The 22,860-nt window shown below is 71.6% G+C and carries 21 protein-coding genes; 6 read left to right on the top strand and 15 right to left on the bottom strand.

Annotated elements, in window-relative coordinates:
- Positions 1 to 140: 140 nt before the first annotated feature.
- Together EAO75_RS19425 and EAO75_RS19420 are read right to left on the bottom strand one after the other, a co-directional pair.
- Positions 141 to 1,256: a serine hydrolase domain-containing protein gene (locus EAO75_RS19425; RefSeq protein WP_261989449.1), complete on the bottom strand. Its 1,116-nt coding sequence runs from the start codon at positions 1,254 to 1,256 to the stop codon at positions 141 to 143.
- Positions 1,257 to 1,267: 11 nt separating this feature from the next.
- Positions 1,268 to 2,590, bottom strand: coding sequence for a multidrug effflux MFS transporter (locus tag EAO75_RS19420; protein ID WP_147996346.1), 1,323 nt, complete (start codon positions 2,588 to 2,590; stop codon positions 1,268 to 1,270).
- Positions 2,591 to 2,678: 88 nt separating this feature from the next.
- On the opposite strand from EAO75_RS19420, the gene EAO75_RS19415 reads away from it, so the two are divergent.
- Entirely contained in the window at positions 2,679 to 3,710 is a 1,032-nt protein-coding gene (locus EAO75_RS19415) for a Gfo/Idh/MocA family protein (RefSeq protein WP_147996345.1), read from the top strand.
- On the opposite strand, the gene EAO75_RS19410 is transcribed toward EAO75_RS19415, so the two are convergent.
- Entirely contained in the window at positions 3,697 to 5,337 is a 1,641-nt protein-coding gene (locus EAO75_RS19410; RefSeq protein ID WP_147996344.1) for an alkaline phosphatase D family protein, read from the bottom strand. The genes EAO75_RS19415 and EAO75_RS19410 overlap by 14 nt on opposite strands.
- A gap of 134 nt (positions 5,338 to 5,471) precedes the next feature.
- Here EAO75_RS19410 and EAO75_RS19405 point away from each other — a divergent pair, with 134 nt between their 5' ends.
- Entirely contained in the window at positions 5,472 to 6,236 is a 765-nt protein-coding gene (locus EAO75_RS19405; RefSeq protein ID WP_147996343.1) for an SDR family oxidoreductase, read from the top strand.
- 257 nt (positions 6,237 to 6,493) lie between these two features.
- Here EAO75_RS19405 and EAO75_RS19400 read toward each other — a convergent pair whose 3' ends face one another.
- Both EAO75_RS19400 and EAO75_RS19395 read right to left on the bottom strand, forming a co-directional pair.
- Positions 6,494 to 7,480 (bottom strand): aldo/keto reductase, encoded by a 987-nt coding sequence (locus EAO75_RS19400; protein WP_147996342.1) that lies wholly within the window; start codon positions 7,478 to 7,480, stop codon positions 6,494 to 6,496.
- Between the two features lie 66 nt (positions 7,481 to 7,546).
- Positions 7,547 to 7,873, bottom strand: coding sequence for a nuclear transport factor 2 family protein (locus EAO75_RS19395; protein ID WP_147996341.1), 327 nt, complete (start codon positions 7,871 to 7,873; stop codon positions 7,547 to 7,549).
- Positions 7,874 to 8,005: 132 nt separating this feature from the next.
- On the opposite strand from EAO75_RS19395, the gene EAO75_RS19390 reads away from it, so the two are divergent.
- A complete protein-coding gene (locus EAO75_RS19390; RefSeq protein WP_147996340.1) occupies positions 8,006 to 8,569 on the top strand; it encodes a DoxX family membrane protein in 564 nt (187 codons plus the stop codon).
- 25 nt (positions 8,570 to 8,594) lie between these two features.
- Entirely contained in the window at positions 8,595 to 8,969 is a 375-nt protein-coding gene (locus EAO75_RS19385) for a MazG-like family protein (RefSeq protein ID WP_147996339.1), read from the top strand.
- A 57-nt stretch (positions 8,970 to 9,026) separates the two neighbouring features.
- On the opposite strand, the gene EAO75_RS19380 is transcribed toward EAO75_RS19385, so the two are convergent.
- The 5 genes from EAO75_RS19380 to EAO75_RS19360 all read right to left on the bottom strand — a co-directional run bounded on the left by EAO75_RS19380 (position 9,027) and on the right by EAO75_RS19360 (position 15,690).
- Entirely contained in the window at positions 9,027 to 10,658 is a 1,632-nt protein-coding gene (locus EAO75_RS19380) for an SMP-30/gluconolactonase/LRE family protein (protein ID WP_147996338.1), read from the bottom strand.
- On the bottom strand, positions 10,655 to 12,481 hold the full coding sequence (locus EAO75_RS19375) for a flavin-containing monooxygenase (protein ID WP_147996337.1): 1,827 nt from the start codon (positions 12,479 to 12,481) through the stop codon (positions 10,655 to 10,657). The genes EAO75_RS19380 and EAO75_RS19375 overlap by 4 nt, the downstream gene beginning before the upstream one ends.
- Before the next feature lie 147 nt (positions 12,482 to 12,628).
- On the bottom strand, positions 12,629 to 13,330 hold the full coding sequence (locus tag EAO75_RS19370) for a response regulator transcription factor (protein WP_147996336.1): 702 nt from the start codon (positions 13,328 to 13,330) through the stop codon (positions 12,629 to 12,631).
- Between the two features lie 60 nt (positions 13,331 to 13,390).
- A complete protein-coding gene (locus EAO75_RS19365) occupies positions 13,391 to 14,905 on the bottom strand; it encodes an esterase/lipase family protein (protein ID WP_315987167.1) in 1,515 nt (504 codons plus the stop codon).
- Positions 14,906 to 15,009: 104 nt separating this feature from the next.
- Positions 15,010 to 15,690 (bottom strand): TetR/AcrR family transcriptional regulator, encoded by a 681-nt coding sequence (locus tag EAO75_RS19360; RefSeq protein ID WP_147996335.1) that lies wholly within the window; start codon positions 15,688 to 15,690, stop codon positions 15,010 to 15,012.
- Positions 15,691 to 15,836: 146 nt separating this feature from the next.
- Between EAO75_RS19360 and EAO75_RS19355 the strand changes: the two genes are divergently transcribed.
- A complete protein-coding gene (locus EAO75_RS19355) occupies positions 15,837 to 17,162 on the top strand; it encodes an amidohydrolase family protein (RefSeq protein WP_147996334.1) in 1,326 nt (441 codons plus the stop codon).
- Here EAO75_RS19355 and EAO75_RS19350 read toward each other — a convergent pair.
- From EAO75_RS19350 to EAO75_RS19340, 3 genes are all read right to left on the bottom strand, one after another.
- On the bottom strand, positions 17,114 to 17,824 hold the full coding sequence (locus EAO75_RS19350) for an RNA polymerase sigma factor (protein ID WP_147996333.1): 711 nt from the start codon (positions 17,822 to 17,824) through the stop codon (positions 17,114 to 17,116). The two genes, EAO75_RS19355 and EAO75_RS19350, sit on opposite strands and share 49 nt — an antisense overlap.
- Before the next feature lie 81 nt (positions 17,825 to 17,905).
- Entirely contained in the window at positions 17,906 to 19,273 is a 1,368-nt protein-coding gene (locus EAO75_RS19345; RefSeq protein ID WP_147996332.1) for a carotenoid oxygenase family protein, read from the bottom strand.
- 49 nt (positions 19,274 to 19,322) lie between these two features.
- Complete coding sequence (locus EAO75_RS19340) at positions 19,323 to 19,889, bottom strand: hypothetical protein (protein WP_147996331.1); 567 nt, start codon at positions 19,887 to 19,889, stop codon at positions 19,323 to 19,325.
- 131 nt (positions 19,890 to 20,020) lie between these two features.
- Here EAO75_RS19340 and EAO75_RS19335 point away from each other — a divergent pair, with 131 nt between their 5' ends.
- Positions 20,021 to 20,566 carry a PadR family transcriptional regulator gene (locus EAO75_RS19335; protein WP_147996330.1) on the top strand — a complete coding sequence of 182 codons (546 nt, stop codon included), beginning with the start codon at positions 20,021 to 20,023 and terminating at the stop codon, positions 20,564 to 20,566.
- Positions 20,567 to 20,649: 83 nt separating this feature from the next.
- Here EAO75_RS19335 and EAO75_RS19330 read toward each other — a convergent pair whose 3' ends face one another.
- Both EAO75_RS19330 and EAO75_RS19325 read right to left on the bottom strand, forming a co-directional pair.
- A complete protein-coding gene (locus EAO75_RS19330; protein ID WP_147996329.1) occupies positions 20,650 to 21,561 on the bottom strand; it encodes an alpha/beta fold hydrolase in 912 nt (303 codons plus the stop codon).
- A gap of 132 nt (positions 21,562 to 21,693) precedes the next feature.
- The gene (locus EAO75_RS19325; RefSeq protein ID WP_147996328.1) at positions 21,694 to 22,497 is read right to left on the bottom strand and encodes a methyltransferase domain-containing protein; all 804 of its coding nucleotides are present in this window, start codon (positions 22,495 to 22,497) and stop codon (positions 21,694 to 21,696) included.
- Between the last annotated feature and the right edge of the window lie 363 nt (positions 22,498 to 22,860).

Genomic DNA, 22,860 nt, shown 5'->3' with positions numbered 1-22,860 from the left:
TTCTACGAGGGCGCGGCGTGGGGGTGGGCGTCGGCTCTTCTCGCCCCCGCCGCCCCTACCCGTCCCATCCTTTACCTTCTGGGGCTCCGCCCCGGACCCCGCTCCTCAAACGCCGGAGGGGCTGGATTTTTCGCCTTGCGCTACCGGCCCCTTACCGCCCGGGCCACCCGCGTCCCCGCCCTCGCCCGGGGGGCGCTGTCCGGGCCCTGCCTGTGAGGGTGGACCGTGTTCGCCAGCAGGATCAGGAAGGTGTCCGTCGAGGGGTCGAGGACCAAGGACGTGCCCGTGAAGCCCGTGTGGCCCGCCGCGCCCTGTCCCGCCAGTTCGCCCATGAACCACGGCTGGTCGACGGCGAAGCCGAACCCGGGCGGGGTCAGCAGCAACTCCACGAAGTCCGGGCCGAGGACGCGGGCGGGGCCGTACGCGCCGCCCGACAGCAGCGCGCGGCAGAACACCGCCAGATCGCGGCCGGTCGAGAAGAGACCCGCGTGCCCGGCCACCCCGCCCAGCGCCCAGGCGTTCTCGTCGTGCACGACACCCCGCAGCATGCCCCGGTCGGCCTTGGCCCAGGGCCGGCGCTGGTCCTCGGTCGCCGCCGCGCCGGCGCAGGGTCCGAAGTGGGTCGCGGTCATGCCCAGCGGACGCGTGATGCCGTCGTGGATCAGGACGTCGAGGGTGCGGCCGGTGATGCGTTCCAGGACGTGCTGGAGCAGGAGCATGTTCAGGTCGGAGTAGCAGTAGGTGCCGGGGACGCCGATCGGCGGCTCCGCGCGGAGCGCATCCAGCCTCGCCGCGTCGTCCGCGTAGTCGTACAAAGGGAGTTCGGGCCGCAGGCCCGAGGTGTGCGTGAGCAGCTGGCGCACCGTGACGTCGTGCCGGGCCGCCGCCCGGAAGTCCGGCAGATACGCCCCGACCCGCGCGTCGATGCCCAGCGTGCCGCGCTCGATCTGCTGCACCGCGGCGACCGAGGTGAAGAGCTTGGTGAGGGAGGCCAGGTCGAAGGGGGTGGTGGGCGTCATCGGGACGCGGGAGTCGGGCGGCAGCTCCACGCCCTCGTCCTTGTGCTCGTCGTAGGAGCCGTAGCGGACCGCCCAGCCCACCGCCTCCTCGACGGCGACATACGGCCCGCGCCCGACGATCAGCACCGCTCCGGCCGCCCAGGGACGTGCACCGGTGGTGAGGTCGTGGACCTCGCGGACGAGATCCTGGATCTCCTCGGGGTCGAGTCCGGCCCTGTCCGGCGTGTCCCCGCGCAGTCTCGGCGCGCTCAGCTTTCTGCTCCCTCCGCGACCGCACGTCCATCGGCACGTTCATCCGCACGTCTGTTCCAAGGACGGCACATTCCCATGAAGCAGGCCAGCGCCACCAGTGCTGCGGCCAGTTGGACGACGGCCATCGGAACGGCCGTGTCCTCGCCGGCGATGCCCACCAGGGGCGAGGCGACGGCGCCGATGAGGAAGGAGGTCGTACCGAGGAGCGCGGAGGCGGACCCGGCGGCGTGCTTGGTGCGCTGCAGCGCGAGGGCCTGGGTGTTGGGGAGCGTGATGCCCATCGCGGACATCAGGACGAAGAGGGCCGCCGCCACCGGAACCAGTCCGACCTCGCCGAACACGCCCAGGGACATCAGCAGCAGCGCGGTCGCCGCCAGGATCACCACCGCGAGCCCCGCCCCCAGCACCCGGTCCAGGCTGACCCGCCCCACCAGCACCTTGCCGTTGATCTGGCCGACGGCCACCAGCCCCACCGAGTTGAGCCCGAACAGCAGGCTGAAGGTCTGCGGCGAGGCCCCGTAGATCTCCTGGATCACGAAGGGCGAGGCCGATATGTAGGCGAAGAGGGCGGCGAAGGCGAACCCGCCGGCCAGCGTGTATCCGGTGAAGGCACCGTCGGCGAGCAGCCCCCGCATGGCGCGCAGGGCCTCGCCGACCCCGCCGGCGTGCCGGTCCTGCGGCGGCAGGGTCTCGGGCAGCCTGCGCCAGACGAGGACGGCGAGCAGCACCCCGACCGCCGTGAGCACGACGAACACGCCCCGCCAGTCCGTCACCCGCAGGATCTGACCGCCGATGAGCGGCGCGATGATCGGCGCGACCCCGGAGATCAGCATCAGGGTCGAGAAGAAGCGGGCCATGGCCACGCCGTCGTAGAGGTCGCGTACGACGGCCCGCGCGATCACGATCGCCGCGGCGCCCGCGAGGCCCTGCGCCAGCCGGAAGGCGACCAGGAACTCGACGGTGGGCGCGAGTGCGCACAGCGCGGTGGCCACGACGTTCACGACCAGGCCCGCCAGCAGCGGGCGTCTGCGGCCCCACCGGTCGCTCATCGGGCCGACCACCAGCTGCCCGAACGCCATGCCGGCCAGGCAGGCGGTGAGCGTGAGCTGGACGGTCGCCGCGGGCGCGTGCAGGGATCCGGTGACATCGGGCAGCGCCGGGAGGTACATGTCCATCGCCAGCGGGGGCGTGGCCGCCAGTCCGCCGAGGATGAAGGTGACGAGCAGGCCGGTGACCCCGAGGGAGTGGCTGGGCGGTCGGTCCGTCTTCGGTATGGCCGGCTGCGACACGTCCTGTGTCGGCCCCCCGCGCTCGCCCATGCGCCCCTCCCTCTCCCAGTGATCCGCCCTCTATGCTCTCAGCTCGTACAGAGTGCCTAGGGTCACATGAGCGAGGGGTGGGGCCGCAGTGACGGAACGAAGCGTGCGGTGGGGGATCCTGGCCACCGGTGGGATCGCCGCCGCGTTCACCGCCGACCTGGTCGATCTGCCCGACGCCGAGGTGGTCGCGGTGGCCTCGCGGAGGCAGGACTCGGCCGACGCCTTCGCCGAGCGGTTCGGGATCCCGCGGGCGTACGGCGACTGGGAGGCGCTCGCCGAGGACGGCGACATCGATGTCGTGTACGTCGCCACCCCGCACTCGGCACATCGCGCCGCGGCCGGGCTGTGCCTGGAGGCCGGGCGCAACGTGCTGTGCGAGAAGGCGTTCACGCTGAACGCGCGCGAGGCCGGGGAACTGGTCACGCTGGCGAAGGCGCACGGGAGCTTCCTGATGGAAGCGATGTGGATGTACTGCAACCCGCTGATCCGGCGGCTGAAGGCACTGGTGGACGACGGCGCGATCGGCGAAGTGCGCCATGTCCAGGCCGACTTCGGGCTGGCCGGGCCTTTCCCGCCCGCACACCGGCTGCGCGACCCGGCGCAGGGCGGCGGCGCGCTGCTGGACCTCGGCGTGTATCCGGTGTCGTTCGCCCACTTGCTGCTCGGCGAGCCGTCGGACGTCACGGCGCGCTCGGTGCTGTCCGCCGAGGGCGTCGACCTTCAGACCGGCGCCCTGCTCTCCTGGGACAGCGGCGCGCTCGCCTCGGTGCACTGCTCGATCGTCGGCGGTACGGCGACGGCCGCGTCGATCACCGGCTCGGCGGGCCGGATCGACGTACCGCACGGCTTCTTCTTCCCGGACCGCTTCGTGCTGCACCGGGACGGCCGTGACCCCGAGGAGTTCACGGCCGACCCGGCCGACGGGCCCCGCAACAGCCTGCGGCACGAGGCCGCCGAGGTGATGCGGGCCCTGCGCGCCGGTGAGACCGAGTCGCCGCTGGTCCCGCTGGAGGGCACGCTCGCCGTGATGCGGACGCTCGACGCGATCCGGAACCGCGTCGGCGTCCGCTACCCGGGCGAGGAGACCGCCGGCGAGGCGCCGGAACTCACGCCGGCTTGAGCCCCTGCTCCCCCACCTGCGTGACGAAGGACGCGGCCGTCGTGAGGGGCGCCCCGGGCGTGGTCACGTACGGCACCGTCTTGAAGTCGGCCCGTGCGAGCTGCTGTCCCAGCGCGACGGTCACGTAGCCGCGCCGCCCGTTGTAGAACCGCATGTGCGGGTTGGCCTTCATGTACGTGTCCCAGTTGGCGGGCTTGTCGACGCCGTCGCGGCCGCTGGTGATCGACGTGGCCACGATCTCCGTGCCGAGCGTGGCGGAGTCGGGGGCGTCGAAGTCGTCCTTGATGTCGAAGCCGTACCCGACGTGGACGTCGCCGGTGAGCACCATCAGGTTCTCGACGCCGTTCGCCTTGGCGCCGTCCAGGACCCGGCGGCGCGAGGCGCGGTAGCCGTCCCAGGCGTCCATGGACACCCGTGACGGCGTGGTGAGGTCGAACTTGCGCTGGGCGAAGGTGACCTGCTGCGGTACGACGTTCCACAGCGCCGCCGAGTCGCGCCAGCCGTCCAGCAGCCAGCGCTCCTGCGTGGCGCCCGTCATGGTGCGCGCCGGGTCGTCGACGTCCGGGCCGGGGATCTGGGAGCCGTCGCCGTAGGCCTGGTTGGAGCGGTACTGCCGGGTGTCCAGCACGTCGAACTGGGCGAGCCGGCCCCAGTGCAGGCGCCGGTAGAGCTGCATGTCGGGTCCGACGGGCCGCTGCGGGCGGCGCAGGGGCTGGTTCTCCCAGTAGGCGCGGTAGGCGGAGGCCCGGCGCAGCAGGAACTCCTCCGGCGGGACGTCGTTCTCCGGGATGTCGTCGGCGTAGTTGTTCTCGGTCTCGTGGTCGTCCCAGGTGACGACGAACGGGTGCGCGGCGTGCGCGGCCATGAGGTCGGGGTCCGACTTGAACAGGGCGTACCGCAGCCGGTAGTCCTCCAGGGTCACCGTCTCGCGGTTGAACAGCGCGGGCAGCGTGCGGTCGGTGTAGTTGCGGTAGCCGCCGACGGAGTTGACCGCGTACTCGTACAGGTAGTCGCCGAGGTGGAAGACGACGTCGACGTCGTCCTGGGCGAGATGGCGGTACGCCGTGTAGTAGCCGTCGGTGTAGGCCTGGCAGGAGACGGCGGCGAGGGTGAGGGAGCTCGCGGCGCCGGTACGCGCCGGGGCGGTGCGGGTGCGGCCGGTCCCGCTGATCCAGGTGCCCGTGCGGAAGCGGTAGTAGTACACGCGGTCCGACTGGAGGTTGGGAACCTCGACGTGGACGGTGTGGTGGAACTCGGGGTGGGCGATCGCCGCGCCACGTCTGGCGATCCGGGTGAACTTCTCGTCGTGCGCCAGCTCCCAGTGCACGGTGATCTGCTGGGCGGGCAGTCCGCTGTCCGGCTGGTAGGGCGCGGGGGCGAGGCGGGTCCACAGCAGGACCGAGTCGGGCAGCGGGTCGCCGGAGGCGATGCCGAGGGTGAAGGGGTTGTCGGTGATCCTGCGGGCGTCGAGCTCGGCGGCGCCGGCGGTGCCCGCGGTCGGCAGGTTCACGGCGAAGGCGAGCGCGGCGGCCGCGCCCGTGACGGTCAGGAAGCGGCGGCGCCCGATGTGGCGGGCCGCCGCGCGCAGTTCGGGGCTGTGCTGGGGCAGGTCTGTGGTGATGGTCATCCGGTCCTCCCCTGGCTGATGGATGCATGAGGCATTGGAGTGGCCGGGGACGACACTCGCTTGGCGCGTACACAACACCCGGATGGCGGACCGATGAGTTCCGAATGGCGGACCGTCCCGTACGCTGCGGGCCCATGAATGACAGGCAAACGGACACGAGGATCGCCGTGGTGACCGGCGCCGGCTCCGGCATCGGCCGGGCGGTCGCCATGGAACTGCTGCGCGCGGGCTGGTCGGTGGCACTGGCCGGACGGCGCGTCGAGACGCTGGAGGAGACGGCCGCGCTGGTGCCCGACGGCGCCGCTCTCGCCGTACGGACCGACGTGTCACGGCAGGAGGACGTGACCGCGCTGTTCGCCGCCGGCGTGGAGCGGTTCGGGCGGGTCGACCTGCTGTTCAACAACGCGGGGACGTTCGGGCCGGGCGGGGTGCCGGTCGAGGAGCTGCCCTACGACGCCTGGCGGCATGTCGTGGACACCAACCTCAACGGGGCGTTCCTGTGCGCGCAGGCGGCGTACCGGCAGATGAAGGAGCAGGACCCGCAGGGCGGCCGGATCATCAACAACGGCTCGATCTCCGCGCACACGCCCCGCCCGCACTCGGTGGCCTACACGGCGACCAAGCACGCGCTGACCGGGCTGACGAAGGCGCTGTCGCTGGACGGGCGGCCGTACGGCATCGCCGTCGGCCAGATCGACATCGGCAACGCGGCGACCGACATGACCGAGCGGATGCAGACGGGCGCCCTGCAGGCGAACGGGTCGGTGGCGCCCGAACCCGTGATGGACGTGGCCGACGTGGCGCGGACGGTGCGGCACATGGCGGAGCTGCCGCTGGAGGCGAACGTGCAGTTCGCGACCGTACTGGCGACCGCGATGCCGTACGTGGGACGCGGCTGACGAGTCACCGGCGCACTCGCAACCTCCACAACTTGCACAATCGGAATGTTGAATTCCGCTGCATCGCGGCCGGTAGGCGACATATGCTCAGCTTCTGCTTCACCAGAGCTTCACATTTGGAGTAGAGAGCTTCCGCAGGCCACTCCGAGGGGGGACGGCAGCCGTTCCACGACACCGGGTGGGGGTGGACCTCGCGTGGGACCGCGAGGTACGCACCGGTGCGTGGAACGGCTGCCGTGCAGTTTCGTACGGGGTGTTCAACGGCCGAGGATGCGGTCCACCTCGGTCAGCTGCCCGGCCGTGAGCGCCCCCTTCTCCAGCGCGCCCGCGTTCTGCTCGGCCTGGGCGACGGAGCGGAATCCCGGGATCGGCACGGTGCGCGGACTGCGGGCCCACAGCCAGGCGAGGGCGCCCTGGCCGGGCGTGCGGCCGTCGCTGGTGAGGATCTCCTTCAGCGCGTCTACGCGGGCGAGCCACTGCGGGTCGGCGCCGGATCCGTCCTCGAAGCCCTGCAGCCACTGGGGCGGCCGGCTGCGGATGTCCCCGGCCTCCAGGGCCTGCCCGGACCTGCGCTTGCCGGTGAGCAGGCCCATCGCCAGCGGGCTGCGGTTGATGCTGGCCAGCTCCAGCTCCTCGCACAGCGCGAACATCTCGGGCGCGTCCTGGAGCACATTGGCCGCGTGCTGTACGGCCGCGCAGTGCTCCCCGCGGGCGAAGACGGCGGCGCGGGCGGGGTCGTCGGTGCTCCACGCGTAGGCACGGATCAGCCCCTCGCGCACGAACTCCTCGCAGACGTCCCGCAGTTCGGCGGCGCGCTCCGGGTCGGCGTCCGACAGGTGCAGCTGATAGAGGTCGACGTGGTCGGTGTCCAGGCGCTTCAGGGAGGCGGTCAGCGCGCGGCGGGCGTACTGCGGGGAGTCGTCGGCGCCGGTGAGGGTGCGGGTCTCCTCGTCGAAGACGTTGCCCCACTTGGTGGCGACGACGACGTCGGCGCGGCGCTTGCCGAGGGCACGGCCCAGGACGCGTTCGCTGTGGCCGGCGCCGTAGGTGTCCGCGGTGTCGAAGAAGGTGACGCCCAGGTCGAGGGCGCGCCGGATCGCCCGTACCGACTCCTCGTCGTCGACCTTGCCCCAGCCGAGGGGCTGCCCGTCGGCGGATTCCCACTCGCCCCCGATGGCCCAGCAGCCGAAGCCGAGCGCGCTGACCTCGATGCCGGTCCGTCCCAAAGTCCTCTTGGTCTCCATGAGCGAGGACGTTAGGAGTTGGAGCGCACACGAGGGCAAGCGCTTCAGCGAACCCTTCCGGGCCGGTTACGCCTGACCGGTCTCGAAGCGGGAGATCCTGCCGTCGTCCTCGACCTCGAAGTGCCAGCGGGTGCGCATCTCGCCCCAGGCGTCGTTGCGGTAGCTGGCGAGGAGGTCACGCCCGTGGTTCGACTCCTTGTCGACCTCCATGTGGCCGTGCGAGGAGAAGATCTCCCGGTCGATCCAGTCGGCGAGGTCGCGGTCGGTGCCGTCGTCCGCCATGGTCGCGCCGGGCGCGAGGATGCTCAGGAAGCCCTCGCGGTCGTGGGCGTTGACGGCGGTGACGAAGGCACGGACGGCGGGGTCGCTGAGTTTGGACGTCTGAATCGTCATACCGGTCAGCCTCACACCGGCCCGGGCGGGCCGCCACCCGAACGGCGGCGACGGCAGGCCATGCAGGTGCCCCTGGTGCGACGGTGAGAGGCGGGAGGGGATATGTCCCTGCTGTCTGCTCCGGGAGTTGCTGTGGGTGCTTACGACCGACGTGATCTGGGTCTGCTGTTGCTCCGGCTGAGTGCCGGCGGGGTGCTGGCCGCGCACGGCACGCAGAAGCTGTTCGGCTGGTTCGGCGGGCACGGCATCGAGGGGACCGGCCAGTTCATGGAGCAGGTCGGCTACCGGCCGGGCAAGGCCAGCGCGATGGCGGCGGGCCTCGCGGAGGCCGGTGGCGGCACGCTTCTGGCGCTGGGGCTCGCGACGCCGCTGGCGGGCGCCGCGGCGGCCGGCGGCATGGCGGGGGCGGCCGCGGTGCACGCCCCGAACGGCTTCTTCGCCCAGGAAGGCGGCTACGAGACAGCGGCGACCCTCGGCCTCGCCGCGGCCGGCATCGCCGTGGCGGGCCCCGGCCGGCTCTCCCTCGACCACACCATGGGCCATCTCTTCGACCGCGGCTGGATGGTTCCCACGGCGCTGGCGGCGACGGCCGCGGTCACGGCGCTGGTGGTGGGGGCGCGCAACAGGAGGCTGGACAGACCGGAGAAGGGGGACGGCGATCCGCTGGAGGGGCAGGACGCCCTGTTCGAGGAGTAGCCGGGGCCTGTGCCAAGCTGCCCGCATGACTGATCGGGCCATCCCTGCCGAGACCTCCGCCGACCTGTGGGCAGCCATCGACGACCTGTGGACCTGGCTCGACGCCGACCAGCCGGTCGGCGGCCAGGAGGGCCTGCTGCTGCGCCTGCTGAAGCTGTCGGAGGAGGTCGGCGAGGTCTCCGAGGCGGTGATCGGTGCGACGGGTCAGAACCCGCGCAAGGGGGTCACCCACACCTGGGAGGACGTGCAGGGCGAGCTGTGCGACGTGGTGATCACGGCGTTGGTGGCCCTGCGCACGCTGACGCCGGACACGCGTGAGGTGTTCAGCCGGCATCTGGCCCGGGTGACGGAGCGGTCCTTGGGCTCTTCTTACGAGGGTCGCGGTACCGCGCGCCGATAGGGGCGCGGGGATGTATCGAGATGCGGCTCCGCCGCGATGGGGGTCCCCGCGGACGCATCACGACCGCTCGACCGGCGTCAGCCGCATCACCGTCCCCTCCCCGTTCGCCGAGAGCAGCAGCGCCCCGTCGGCCCCGACCGCCAGCCCGGCGAACCGCCGCGCCATCCCCGGCATCCCATGGGCGAAGAGGGCAGGTTCCGCACACGGAACGACCCCCGCCGGCGCCCCGACCGGCAGGTTCTCGGCATCCGTGCGGACCTCCCCCGTCGTCAGCGACACCGCCCGCAGTCTGCGCCGCCCGGTCTCGACCGTGAACAGGTCGTCGCCCAGGACCGCGAGGCCCTGCGGTGCGTCGAGCCCGTCCAGGACGACCGTCGGCGCCGCGTCCGCCTCGATCCGCAGGACCGCGCCGGCCCCCTCGTCGCTGACGTAGCAGCGCCCCTCGGCGTCGAAGGTGACGTCCGCAGGCCGGTCGAGTCCGTCCGCGAGGACGCTGACGGCGTCGTTCCCGTCGACGGCCACCACCCGCCCCGCGTCCGACTCGGCGACGACGAGCGAGCCGTCCGGCGCGACCGTGATGCCGAGCGGCCGGCGCAGACCGCCGGCCCTCTCTCGCGTGGTCCCGTCCCGGGGGTCGTACGTCTGGATCTGCCCGAACTGCGAGGTGAGGTGCAGGAGTTCACCGTCGGCGGCGATGCCGTGCGCGAAGGGGAGGAGGGAGTGGGTGGTGACGCCGCCCTCCTGCGAGGGCTCGGGGGTCGCCACGCGATAGTGGTCGGCGGCGTACACCTGGCCGCCGAGGTCGATCGTCACGCCGTACGGTCCGTCCAGTCCGCGCGGCACGATCTCGCGGGTGCGGCCGTCGGGGTGCATCTCGGTGACGCCGCCGCTGGCGTAGCTGGAGACGAACATGCGGTTCTCGGCGTCGAAGGCCGCGTTGTCCAGGCCGACGACCCCGCTGGTGACCAGGGTTCGCGAGCCGCTGCCGTGCAGGTCGATCCGGGTGACGATGCCCTCGGCGCCACGGGACAGGACGTGCAGCACCCCGCCCCGGTCGAATCGCACGGCGACCGGCTGGTGGACATCGTCGGCGACGACCTCGGGCGTGCCCCCGTCCGGCGGGATCCGCCAGACCTGGCCGGTGAGCAGCGGGTTCGGGCCGCTCATCATGTGCGGGTAGTAGAGGTGGCCGTCGGGGCCGAGCTGCATCGCGTTGCCGAGGGCGAGCCCTTCGGTGAGGACCACGGGGTCGCGGCCGTCGGGGAAGAGCTCCATCAGGCGGCCGTCGGGCTTCATCTCGTTCACGAACAGCCGGTCGCCGACGCAGGTGATGCCGTTGGGGTTGGCCACGTCGTCCGAGACGAGCGTGTACTCCCCGTCCGGACTGCGGCGCCACACCCGCCCCGGCACCAGGTCGGCGATGTACATCGAGCCGTCCGCGCCGAAGGCGAGGTCGTCCGGGGACTGCACGGGGCCGTCCATCGGTACGACCACCTCGACGTTCCCGGTGGCCGGGTCGACGGCGCTGATCTGCCCGGCGAGGAACTGGGCGACGTACAAACGCCCGTCGGGTCCGAACGCGACGCCGTTGGAACCCCACAGCCGGCTGGGCGGGTTGAGCCGCTCGGCGGTCCAACGGGCGCTGGTGGCAGGCGGGTTGCTCGGCGAGCCGTACCTGCTCGCCCTCATGCCTCGTCCTCCGCCAGCACCTCGCGCAGGCCGCCCTCGGAGCGCCAGCGCCGCAGCAGTTCGTGGAAGGCGACCGGGCCGTCGCCGTACGACTCGCTGCGCTCCCTCGGCCTGCCCTCGTTGTTGTAGTAGCCGGGGGTGCACTCGGCCTGGAAGCGGTAGAGGTCGGCCGCCTTCCGGCGGATCGTCGCCACCCAGGCGTCCTGCGACTCGGCGGTCGGCTCGACGCACCGGGTCTGCCACTTGCGGGCCTGCGCGATCACCTCGGCGACGTGGGTGGCCTGTTCGTCGAGGATGTGGACGTAGTTCACGGCGGAGGCGTTCTGTAGGGGGCCGAGGTGGAAGAGGTTGGGAAAGCCCCGGCTGTAGAACCCGTGCAGGGTCCTCGGGCCGCCGCTCATCCAGGTCCGCAGGAGGTCGGCGCCGCCCCGGCCGTACACCGGCAGCCGCCCGGACAGCACTCCGGAGACGCCGACCTCGAAGCCGGTGGCGAAGATGATGCAGTCGACCTCGTACTCGCGGTCGCCGACCACGACGGCGTTCTCGGTGATCCGCTGCACGCCGTGGGTGTCGGCGGTGTCGACGAGGGTGACGCCCGGCCGGTTGAAGGTCTGGAGATAGCTGTCGCTGAAGGTGGGCCGCTTGCACATGTAGCGGTACCAGGGCTTGAGCCGCTCGGCGGTCTCCGCCTCCTCGACCGTGGCCTCGACGCGGGCCCGCAGCTCGTTCATCTTCTGGAAGTCGGCGATCTCATAGGCGAGTTCGCGTTCCTCGGCGGGCACGTCGGCGTACGCGTTGGTCGGGATGAGCTTCTCCTGGAGCCGGGCGGTGGACGTCCAGGCGTCGTCCACCAGGTCCTCGTCCGCGCGAACGCCGGTGACAACCTTGAGGAAGTTCTCCCTGCGGCGCCGCTGCCAGCCCGGCTCCAGGGACTTCGCCCACTGCGGGTCGGTGGGCCGGTTGCCGCGTACGTCCACGGAGGACGGGGTGCGCTGGAAGACGTACACCCGCTTCGCGTCGGCCCCGAGGTGCGGCACGACCTGGATCGCGGTGGCGCCGGTGCCGATCAGGGCGACGCGCTTGTCGGCGAGGCCGGTCAGGCCGCCGTTGGCGTCGCCGCCGGTGTAGTCGTAGTCCCAGCGGCTGGTGTGGAAGGTGTGCCCGCGGAAGGTCTCGATGCCGGGGATGCCGGGGAGTTTGGCCTCGCTGAGGGTGCCGCTGGAGACGATGACGTACCGCGCCCGCATCCGGTCGCCACGGTCGGTGGCGACGATCCACTCCGACTCCGCGTCGTCCCAGCGCAGTTCGGTGACCTGGGTCTGGAAGCAGGCGTGGTCGTAGAGGCCGAAGTGGCGGGCGACGGCCCGCGCGTGCTCGCGGATCTCCTCGCCGGGCGCGTACTTCCACCGCGGGACGTAGCCGAGCTCTTCGAGCAGTGGCAGGTAGATGTACGACTCGATGTCGCAGTGGATACCGGGGTAGCGGTTCCAGTACCAGGTGCCGCCGAAGTCCCCGCCCTTCTCGACGACCCGGATCTCGCGTACGCCCGCCTGGCGCAGCCGCGCCCCGGCGAGCAGCCCGCCGAACCCGCCGCCGACGATCACCGCCTCGACCCGGTCGTGCAGCGGCTCACGGGTGAACTCCCGGTCGGCGTGCGGGTCTTCGTCGTACGCACCGAACTCGCCGGCGAGCTGTTGGTACTGCCTGCTGCCGTCGGGGCGGATGCGGCGCTCGCGCTCGGCGCGGTACTTGGCGCGCAGGGCCTCGGGGTCGAAGTCCAGCTCCGCCTCCAGGTCCTTCCTCGCGTCCTGCGGCTCGGGCATGGGTGCGCTCTCCTCGGTCGTGGGGGCCGGCCGCGGGAGGGCCGGGACAGGGGAAGTCGGGGTCAGTGAAGCGAACCGGGCTGACAGGTCCCAGACATATCCCGGACACGTGATCAATGTGACCCAGGGCACACCGGACGGAAGGTCTTACGGCTGTATGGGCCGGCCCAGCCAGTAGCCGAAGCCCCGCCGGGTGTGGATCAGCGCGGTCTGCTCGCCGTTCACCTTGCGGCGCAGCCGTGAGACGAGCCGCTCGATCGCGCCGTCGGTCGGCGGGTCGTCCCAGACGTGCCGGCCGATCTGCTCCTTGGACAGCACCCGGTCGGTGTTGACCAGCAGACAGCGCAGCAGCCGGTACTCGGCGGGCGTGAGCTCGATGACGCGCTCGGCGCGCCGGGCCCGGCGGGTGGCGTCGTCGAGCACCAGGTCGCCGTAGCGCAGCGCGCCGTCCCCTCCGGCGGGCTCCTCGCTGCGCACCAACTGCCGTGCACGCGCGAGGACTTCGGCGACCCTGCCGGGCGCCCCCGGCCGGCCGTCGGTGCCGGGTCCGCCGCCGGGGAGGCTGCCGAGGAACTCGCCGGCCCCGGTGAGCAGCAGGACGGCCGGACGGTCGGGGGCGAGGAGACGGCGGCTGTGCCGGAGCGTGTCGGTGTCCGACAGGGTCACGTCGAGGATGACCAGATCGAACCGGCGCTCGGCGAGCAGAAGGCCGGCGTCGGTGGCGCGGTCCACCGCGACGGTCCGGTAGCCGGCGAGCTCCAGCAGCGCGGCCAGCGGCTCGGACGTACGGGGCTCACCGACGACGAGCAGGACATCCGGTACCGCGTCGGTCGACGGCGGCTTCGGCATACGGCCACTCTACCTGCGGGTTGCCTGAGGCAAGTAAGTGCCGATCAGGTCGCGTCGGCCTCACGTCCAGGGCGTGGCGACGAGCCGGAGTCTCGCGCCGGCGCCGACGAGCGGGGCGGCGCTGGCGGGCAGTGGGATGTGGGCGACCCAGCGGCCGGGGGTGGGGTCCTCGTCGGCGCGGGGCGCTCCGGCGACGTGGTGGTCGCGGACGGCGCCCTCGATCTCCGAGTTCCAGGTGGCCCAGATACCGGGGCCGGCCTGTGGTGTGCCGACGTCGATGACGAGGGTGTCGGCGAAGTCGGCGCTGTGCTCCAGGTGGTCGCCGAGGTGCAGGATGCCGCGCCGCTCGCGCAGGGAGATGAGCCGCAGTTCGAGGATGAACCGCATGGGTTCGTCCACGTCGGTCCGCAGGCCGCTGTTGAGGAAGGTGGTGGCCAGCGACACCGACTCCTGCTGCCCGTCGAGCTGGATGGGGCACCAGTGAGCCGCGAGCCGCTCGTGCATCACCACCGGCAGCCCGCGCACCGACAGCCGCGCCTCGGCCTGCCACACGAGGTCCCCGTCGGCGGGCAGCCGGAGGTCGACCAGCGATGCCTCGATGCGGGTGTCCCCGAACAGGAACCGCCGCAGGTTCTGGTAGCCCTCCTCGGAGTTGACCATGCCGTAGCGCCCGCTGTGGCTGCGGTGCACGAAGGCCCGGTGGGCGCCCGGCACATACGCCCGCTCGATCTGGACGAGCCCGTCGCTGTGCGGTCCGACGGCGGCCGACGACAGTCCTAGGGCGACGTCGTAGTCGGCCGGGTCGGTGCCCACCAGGCAGAAGACCCGCTCGACGGGCAGCGTCCCCGGCCCCTGGGGCAGCTCGCGGGCGTCCCAGCCCTCGGGCGGGCCGTCGGGGTCGGTCAGCGCCTGCGGGGTGAGGTATTCGTACATCCGCCGGGATCCGAAGATGTCCGCGCCCTGGATGCCGAGGGTGTCCCGGATCCGCTCCAGCAGCCCGCCGCCGAGGTCGAAGGCGATGCCGCCGTGCGGAGTGCCGTAGGTGAAGAACTTCGCCACGCAGTCGGCGCCGCGGCCCCGGTCGGGCAGGATCTTCTGCAGCAGGCAGCGGCAGATCAGGCCGCCCATGGAGTGGGCCACGAGGATGACGGCGGGGGCGCCGGTCTTCTCGCGCAGCCTGTCGATCAGGTCGAGCAGGTCGGCGGCGGCGTCCTCCAGTTGGTACTCCTGCGGGCTGCCTCCCCAGGTGGTGGCCGAGCGGTCGTAGAAGCGGTGGATCCAGACGGTGTTGGCGGGGATCCCGGTGTGCTCGGCGAGGTAGGCCGCCTGGTTTCCCTTCACGAGGAGTTCGTAGCCCTCCTCCCGCAGCAGGCGCAGCAGGGGGCTTTCGAACTGGTGGAAGAGCGGCTGGTTGTGGGCGCCGACGCGGACGTGGACGGAGCCCTCGTTGAAGCCGTAGAAGGGATCGTCGACGGCCTTGTCGATGCCCCGGGTGCCGCCGGCGAAGCCCCGGACGTAGACGAGGGGAAGCCTGCTGTTGCCGTCCACGTCCGCCTCCATCGCACCGGGGTCCACTCCTCCTGAGTAGAGGAAAACCGCAGCTCCGGCCTCCGGGGGTAGGCCAGAACGGTGACGCGGGGGCTCTCAGGCGGTGGGCCGGCGCCCGGCGGTCGCGGCGGTCACCCCTCCTGGCGGGCGGCGAGGCCCATCACTCGTTGCACCGTTTCGTTGCCGAGGCTCGGGGTGGTCAGCGGGGGGTTGTCGGGGCGCTGTCTGAGGCCGTTGAGCAGGACCTCCAGGTAGCGGCGCCAGATGTCCGGCCGCTCACCCTGGGTGAACCCGGTGGCCGCACACAGCATGTGCTGGAGGACGGGGACGTCGGACGGGGTGACCTCCGGGCGCAGCTGCCCGCTCTCATGGGCCCGGCGGATCAGGGCCTCCAGGAACGGGAGCATGCCGCCGCGGGCGGCCTCGAAGGGCTCGGAGCTGTGGCTGCCCAGCATGACCACTTCGTACAGCGCGCGGTTCTCCGCGAAGTCCGCGGTCATGTCCGTGAGGAAGTCGACGAGGCCTTCCCAGGGGTCCGGGTGCGCCAGGGCCTTGGTGGCCGACTCCCGCCGGATCTCGAAGTCCTGCTCGAACAGGGCGCGCACGAGGGCTTCCTTGGAGGGGAAGCGCCGGTACACCGTGCCGACGCCCACGCCGGCGTGACGGGCGACGTCGTCGAGTGTGACGCCCAGTCCGCGCCGGCCCAGGATCTCCCGCGCCGCGTTGAGAATTCGCTCCCGATTGAGCGCCGCGTCCCGCCTCAGGGGGCGGCCGCCGCCCTCCGGAGCACTGTCCCGCGGCTTCTCCGTCATGAGCTCATCGTATCCGTGACGATCTCTCCGCTCTCCGGGACACCTGCGACCCATGTGACGGAGGTCATGCCGCCCGAGGCGAACTCCCGTCCCTTCCCCACGTCTTGTCTGCGCATGCCGCCAACTCAATGACAGAGGCTTTCAGAATGTCGACTTCGCGACGCTTCCTCGCCCCCATTGCCCTGCCGGCCGACCCGTCCTGTTCCGTGATCCGCGACGCGGTCGTCGACGTGGGACCCGACGGGCGCATCACCTACTGCGGTACGGCCGCCGAGGCGCCCTCGGCCGCGCCCGACGTCCCGCGCACCCGGCTGTCCGGCATCCTCACGCCGGGCCTGGTCAACACCCACGCGCACTCCCCGATGACCCTGCTGCGGGGCCTCGGCGGCGATCTGCCGCTGCTGCCCTGGTTGCAGGACGTCATCTGGCCGGCCGAGGCCCGGATGCGGTCGCGGGACGCCCGCGCCGGGATGCTGCTGGGCTGCACCGAGATGCTGCGGGGCGGCGTGACGACCAGCGCCGAGATGTACGCGCACGCCGAGGCCGTGGCGGAGGCGGTCCTGGAGGCGGGGAGCCGGGTACTGCTCGCCCCTGCCTACTTCGACCGGCCGGGCGGCGACTGGCGCGGCGACATCGACGCCGTGGGAAGGTGGATCGACGCGGACGGCCTGCGCTTCGGGCCGGGCGAGCGCGTCGAGCTGTGCTACGGGCCGCACTCGGCGTACACCCTGCCGCCGCAGGCCCTGCGCCGTACGGCGCAGGAGGCCGCCCGGCGCGGCGCCCTGGTGCACATCCACGTCGCCGAGACGCTCGCCGAGGACGCCGCCCAGCGTGAGCGGTACGGCTCCGTCCCTCAACTCCTCAAGGAGACAGGTCTCCTGAACGGGCGTCTGCTGGCGGCGCACGCCGTCCACCTCTCCGACAGCGACATCGCCGTGCTGGCCGAGTCGGGAGCGGGCGTCGCGCACTGCCCGGGCTCCAACGCCAAGCTCGCCTCCGGAACGGCGCCGCTGCACGCCCTTCGCTCGGCGTCGGTCACCGTCGGCCTCGGCACCGACGGCCCCGCGAGCAACGACGATCTCGACCTGTGGGAGGAGGCCCGTCTCGCGATGATGTTCGCCCGCCAGTCCACCGGCGACCCGCTGACGCTCACCGCCCGGGACGCGTTCCTGATGGCGACGTCGGCGGGAGCGGCCGCCCTCGGCAGGTCCGACATCGGGTCCCTGCGCCCCGGCAACTGGGCCGACATGGCACACATCGGCGTCGACGGGCCGTACTTCACCGCGGGTCTCGACGTCACGGACGGCCACCTCCTGGCCAACCTCATGTGGGCGGCCGGGGCGCGTGCGGTGCGGGACGTGTGGGTCGCGGGCGAGCCCGTGGTCGTGGACGGCGAGACGGTCCTCGTCGACCGGATCGCGGCTCAGCGCGCCGCCGCCGAGGCGACATCGCGTGTCATCGGCGTGGGGTGAGCGCTCTGCCGAAGTGACCGTTCCCGGGCCGCGTCGAGGAGTCGGCGGGCCTCGACGCGGCTGGCGCGGACGCGCTGTCCGGCGTCGGCGTGGGGTGCGTCGGCCGTGGCGACGAGAGCCGCGGCGAGCTTGGCCCGGCCCTGGCTGAGCCGGCTGCGCACCGTGCCGACGGGCACCCCGCAGACCTTGGCGATCTGCTCGTAGGAGGTGACCCCGGCGGTGAAGTGACGCAGCACCAACGGCATGCGCAGCGCGGGAGAGAGCTCCTCCAGGGCCTCCCAGATCCAGTCCCGCAGCGCGTTCTGCTCCAGCCGGCGCTCGGGGTCGGCCTCGACCGCCGGCAGCTGCAACTCGTCCACGGGCCGGACGAGTACGGCGTCCCGCAGCACGGACCGGCCGGCGTTGCGCACGATCATCCGCAGCCACGCACCCACGGCCCCCGGATCGCGGACGTCACCGATGCGCCGCAGCGCGGTCAGCGCCGCTTCCTGCATCACGTCGTCGGCGTCCGCGCCCGGTCCCAGGATGCTGAGCGCCACGGCCCGCATGCCCTTGCGGTGCCGTTCCAGGAGCACACCCAGCGCCGCGACGTCGCCGGCCTGAGCGGCACGAGTGAGCCTGGTGTCCTGGTCGCGAGCGGCTTCAACTGCTTCCCGGGTCATGGGATCCCTTCCGGCTCTGTCTCTGCGTGCATTGCCGTCGGTGGCGTCGCGTCCGAGGGGAGATGTGGGTCCGCCCGTGTGTCAGACATCCGCGAGCCAGTTGCCGTGGAAGCCGGCGGGGACTCTGCGGGGCAGGTGGATGGTGGCCACCGGGTCGCCGGCGAGGTCGTCGGCGTCGAGGATCACCAGGTCGCTGCGGTCGGTCGAGGCGTCGTACACGAAGGTCATGAGCCAGCCCGGGCCCCCGGGCCGGTCGTCGGCGGGCGCGAAGGCGGCCTCGCCCGGCTGCCGTCCCGGCGCGAAGTAGTGGCTGCTCACCCTCGCCTTGCGCAGGTCGTACCGGTGGATCGCGCCACGCCGCTCGTTCGGGTCGTACTGCGCGAGCTCCGGCACGGGTGCCGCCGTGGCGTGACCGAAGTCCGCGGGCAGGCCGGTCAGGCGGTCGTCGATGCGGGGGAATTCGCCCGGGTGGTCGTCCAGTTGCTCCTCGCTGAGGGTGCCGGTGGCGAGGTCCACCGTCCAGCGCCACAGGTGCGCGGGCGACGAGAGCTTGGCGCCGTCCTCCAGCTTCGGATACCGCATGGCGAGCAGGACCAGGCTCTGCCCGTCGTTCTCCTCGTGGGCATTGAGGGTGTGGAAGACGTAGCAGGTGTCGATGTCGAACCAGCGGACCGCCCCGTACGGATCGTCCCTGCGCAACACCCCCAGCCTGGCGCCGTAGGTGTCGGACCAGACGAACGGCATGCCCCCGTCCGGATCGACGGCGCGCTCGACGCTGAACACCGCCGGGAGGTCCATGAAGACGACGTGGTTCCGGGTCAGGTGGAAGTCGTGCATCATCGTGTGCGCCGGGACGTCGACCGGCCGGCTGACGGTCAACTCCCCGTCGGCGTCAGCGCGGTGATAGGTCAGATACGGCGCCGACAGCCCGCCGTACCCGAAGAAGTGCAGCTCGCCGGTGACCGGGCAGGTCTTGGGGTGGGCGGTCATCGGGGTGTGCAGGCGTCCGCCGAAGTCGTAGGCACCGAGGGTGTCGAGTTCGCTTCCCGCCGCGCAGCTCAGTTCGTACGGGAAGGACGTCTCCACGAGCGCGAGGGTGCGGCCCGCGTGCCGGACGACGTGGGTGTTGGCCTTGCTGTTGGCGAGGTTCATCTCGCCGTTCTCGTCGTAGACGGTGGCGCCCGTCTCCAGGGTCGGGGTGCGGACCCAGCGGTTGCGGTAGGAGACGGCCCTGCCGCCTTCGAGACGGACCCCGTGGACCATCCCGTCACCGGTGAACCAGTGGGCCGAGGCGGCCTCCTGGGGGTTGGGGCCGTTGCGCAGATACCAGCCGGTCAGCTCCGGCGGGACGGCTCCGGTCACCGGCAGCTCGGTGACCGTGACCTCGTCGAGGACGGGCGCGAAGTTCCCGGCGAGGTGCGGGGGCGCAGGGGTGTTGTCGGTACTCATGGACGACTCCGTCGGTCAGGGTGAGGGGATGGCGCTCTCGCCGTGCTGATCAGGCGCCCGCTGCCTGCATGGCTTCCAGCCGGGCCTGGACGCGAGCGGGGTAGACCTTGGTGAAGACGGCGGGAGCGAGCAGACCCGCGACGCGGGCGGTGATGCCGATCCAGTCCGGGGCGCCGGTCGCCTCGCACACGGCGGTGGCGACGAAGATGAACGTGAACCCGGTGGCCCATACGGCCGTGATGGCGTTGTTGACGGCGAGGAAGCCCGGGGTGTCCCAGTACTCCTGCGGCGTCTGCCGGCGGGCGATGCCCAGCGTGAAGGGCCGCCGGACGGCGAAGCTGCCCCAGGCCGTGAGGGCCAGCCACACGAAGGAGAGCACGCCGTTGTACGGCTCCAGGGGCGAGTCCGGCGAGGCGAAGGCGACCGCTCCGATGACGACGAAGTAGACGATGCTGCTGGCCTCCAGCACCAGCGCGTCCAGCGGCACTCCCCTGCGGCGGTCCTGCAGGAGCAGCAGTAGGCCGGCGAGGAAGCCGGCCACCGCGCCCCAGCGCCAGTCGAAGGAGGAGACGACGCCTGATGCGACCCAGGGGATGAACCCACGCACGTAGCCCACGATGTTTTCCTCGGCTCTCGATGTTCCAACTTTGACATGTGGAAGTTAGAAGCTCCCGAAGCAACCTGTCAAGATTGGAATGTCGACGACGACCTGTCAGTTTTGGAACAACAGACGTTAGGGTGGTGACCATGAGCCTTCGCCACGCCCTCCTCGGGCTCCTCGTCTTCCGCCCCGGCAGCGGCTACGACCTGCTGAAGATCTTCGACACCTCACTCGGCAACGTCTGGCCGGCCAAGCAGAGCCAGATCTACGGCGAGCTGACCAAGCTGGACGCCACGGGTCTGATCGAGGTCACCGACGAGGGCCCGCGCGGGCGCAAGCAGTACGCGCTCACCTCCGAAGGGAAGGAGGAAGTGCGGCGCTGGCTGAGCGAAGAGCCGGCACCGCGGGCCCAGCGCAACCCGATGCTCCTGCAGACCTTCTTCCTGGGACTCCTGCCACGGGAGGTGGCCGTGGAGCGACTCCTGCAGACGGCGGACGCCGCGGCCAAGGAGCACGACGAGCTGGTGACCCTCAGAGACTCGGTGGACTGGGACCGGGACATGCTGAGCGTGTGCGGAAGGCTCGTCCTGGAGTACGGCCGGCGTCAGCGCCTCCTGGAGGAGGACTGGGCCCGCTGGGCCGCGGACCAGCTTCAGAACAGCCATCTCGGGGAGCCCACGGACACGGACTGAACGCGTCGCATGCAGCCATACGGGCACCCCAAGTGGAGATAGCTTCTCCACTTAAGGTACCACCGCCTAAGCCGACCCGTGCCTCAAGACGCGCTGTCCGTCGTGCCGTTGACGAACCGCGAGACCGCACGCGCGAAGTCCTCCGGCTCCTCGACATGCCCGAAGTGCCCGCTGTCCTCCAGGATCAGCAGCTCCGATCCGGGGATCCGTTCATGCAGCTCCCGGGCCCACCTGACACCGCAGATGAAGTCGTGCCGGCCGACGACGACCAGCGTCGGCACGGAGACCGCCCCGAGCGCCTCCCTGTCATCGACCAGATGCGGGGCGCCGTGCTCGTCCAGCGCCGAGATGTACGCCGCGCTCACCGCGGCGCGAAACGGCGCGAACTCCTTGTCCCGGCCCCAGTAGTCGGCGAAGTACACCGGCACCAGCGCCCTGAGCACCTCCGTGATCTGCGCGTCGTCGCAGGCGGCGGGCAGGGACTCGAAGGCGCCCAGGACGGATGGCAGTTCGGGGTGCCCCGCGTGCCGCTCGGCGAACCGCTCGACCCCGCGCATGGCTTCCGCGACATGTTCACCACCGGTGACCGGAGCGCTCTCGTACAGCACCACCCCGGCGATCCGCTCCGGGTGGTGCAGGGCGTGGTACTGCGCGACGAAGCCGCCGTGGGAATGGCCCAGCAGATGCACCCGGTCGACGCCGAGATACTCGATCAGGGCATCGAGGAACCGGCTGTAGCGGGCGCGGGTGTACCCGTGCGGATGGGAGGGCAGCCGCCCCGACTCCCCCGAGCCGACCGGCTCCGGGTAGACCACCGTGAGGTACCGCTCCAGCGCGGGCATGCGCAGGTACTCCCAGCTGATGCCGGGCCCGCCGGAGTGGGCGATGATCACGGGGCCCGTGCCGTGGACGTGATACCGCTGCGTGACTCCGTCGACGTCGAATGCGTGGGCACCGGCGGCCAGTTGATCAGTGGTCGTGGTGAGGTCGGTCATCGGAACTCCATGTCCGGAAGGCGTTGCTGACGCCGACAAGACATGGGGGCGAGAACGAAGTTCGATCCCGCCCCTATGACCTGGATCACAGCCGCGGGGGCGGCTGCCTCGAACGGTCGCTACCGGGTGGGGTCAGGGCCGCCGGCCGAAGGCGACGAACGTGGCGCCGAAGAAGCGCAGTCCGCTTCTGATCTCCTCGGTCTCCTCCATCTCCTGGAAGGCGTCGTCCCAGCGGGCGATGTCCTGCGCCGTGGCAAGACCTTCCGCGACCAGGGCGTCACGGGCGGCCCAGGCGGGGCCGCGCATGCCGGGTGGGGGCGCCATGACGTTGATGTGACCCTCATAGGCGACGACTTCCAGACCTGCGGCGGTGAGGAGTTCGTCGAGCCGGGTGCCGACGGTCAGGTCGTTGCCCCGGAGCCGGTGCATCTCGCGGTACCGCTCGTCCATCTCGTCGTACGCGGAAGGCGCTCCACGCAGCCGGAAGGAGCTCATGTCGACATCGGCGAGGTACACCGTGCCGCCGCCCGGCTTCGCGAGCTTGGCGAGGTGGTCGACGATCGCCTGCTCCTGGCCTCCGTTGTGAGCCAGGACGTGCCGCAGCATCACCAGGTCGAAGGTGTCCTCGGCCAGCCCGGTGGCATCGGCGGATCCGACGGCGGTGTGCATCGGCACCCCGGTCCGCTCGGCGAGTGCCGAGGCGACCGCCAGAGCGTCGCCGTCCCGGTCGACCGCCCATACGGCGCCGTCCGGAGCGACGATGTCCGCCAGCCGTACGGCAATCGCGCCCGGACCGCATCCGACGTCGGCGATCCGCGCTCCGGGGACCGCTCCGGCGGCGGTCCACTTGTCCCGCTCCCGCTCCTCGGCGAGCGCGGCCATGATCCGGTAGCGCTCGACCTCCGAGTCACTGAGCTTCAGGGTGTAGTCGGCCACTTCGTCCTTCTTTCCGGTCAACGTGGACTGCCGTGGAGTGAGACGCGGGCGAGATTCGGGGAGTTGGCTGCCGCAGGTGCAGGGTAAGGGGCGCGATGTTCTGACCTGCGCATTTACGGGCAGTCGGCGGCTGAACTCGCTCCCTGGGACTTCTCAGGGACTTTTGGCCGAGACCAGTCACAGGCCACGTCCGCTCCTTCGCCGCGATGACGGCCATCCGCAGTGCCGACCGGCTGCCCTTCCCACACCGTGCCGGATCGGACGGGGCCCCGAGGTCACCGGCTCACCGGCTCACCGGGGATGTGTGGCGTCGTAACGGTGCCGGGTCGGTCCGGCCATGCGCCCGGGACGAGTCGCGCGGCC

The organism is Streptomyces sp. UW30 (assembly GCF_008042075.1).
GTDB lineage: Bacteria > Actinomycetota > Actinomycetes > Streptomycetales > Streptomycetaceae > Streptomyces.
The sequence above is the reverse complement of the archived record's forward strand: the minus strand, read 5'-3'. Positions and strand labels throughout refer to the sequence as shown.

Coding starts and splice junctions, on each gene's coding strand:
- EAO75_RS19420 (WP_147996346.1), bottom strand. CDS start 2,590: ATGGGCGAGCGCGGGGGGCCGACACAGGACGTGTCGCAGCCGGCCATA.
- EAO75_RS19410 (WP_147996344.1), bottom strand. CDS start 5,337: ATGACCATCACCACAGACCTGCCCCAGCACAGCCCCGAACTGCGCGCG.
- EAO75_RS19405 (WP_147996343.1), top strand. CDS start 5,472: ATGAATGACAGGCAAACGGACACGAGGATCGCCGTGGTGACCGGCGCC.
- EAO75_RS19400 (WP_147996342.1), bottom strand. CDS start 7,480: ATGGAGACCAAGAGGACTTTGGGACGGACCGGCATCGAGGTCAGCGCG.
- EAO75_RS19395 (WP_147996341.1), bottom strand. CDS start 7,873: ATGACGATTCAGACGTCCAAACTCAGCGACCCCGCCGTCCGTGCCTTC.
- EAO75_RS19385 (WP_147996339.1), top strand. CDS start 8,595: ATGACTGATCGGGCCATCCCTGCCGAGACCTCCGCCGACCTGTGGGCA.
- EAO75_RS19380 (WP_147996338.1), bottom strand. CDS start 10,658: ATGAGGGCGAGCAGGTACGGCTCGCCGAGCAACCCGCCTGCCACCAGC.
- EAO75_RS19375 (WP_147996337.1), bottom strand. CDS start 12,481: ATGCCCGAGCCGCAGGACGCGAGGAAGGACCTGGAGGCGGAGCTGGAC.
- EAO75_RS19370 (WP_147996336.1), bottom strand. CDS start 13,330: ATGCCGAAGCCGCCGTCGACCGACGCGGTACCGGATGTCCTGCTCGTC.
- EAO75_RS19360 (WP_147996335.1), bottom strand. CDS start 15,690: ATGACGGAGAAGCCGCGGGACAGTGCTCCGGAGGGCGGCGGCCGCCCC.
- EAO75_RS19355 (WP_147996334.1), top strand. CDS start 15,837: ATGTCGACTTCGCGACGCTTCCTCGCCCCCATTGCCCTGCCGGCCGAC.
- EAO75_RS19350 (WP_147996333.1), bottom strand. CDS start 17,824: ATGACCCGGGAAGCAGTTGAAGCCGCTCGCGACCAGGACACCAGGCTC.
- EAO75_RS19345 (WP_147996332.1), bottom strand. CDS start 19,273: ATGAGTACCGACAACACCCCTGCGCCCCCGCACCTCGCCGGGAACTTC.
- EAO75_RS19335 (WP_147996330.1), top strand. CDS start 20,021: ATGAGCCTTCGCCACGCCCTCCTCGGGCTCCTCGTCTTCCGCCCCGGC.
- EAO75_RS19330 (WP_147996329.1), bottom strand. CDS start 21,561: ATGACCGACCTCACCACGACCACTGATCAACTGGCCGCCGGTGCCCAC.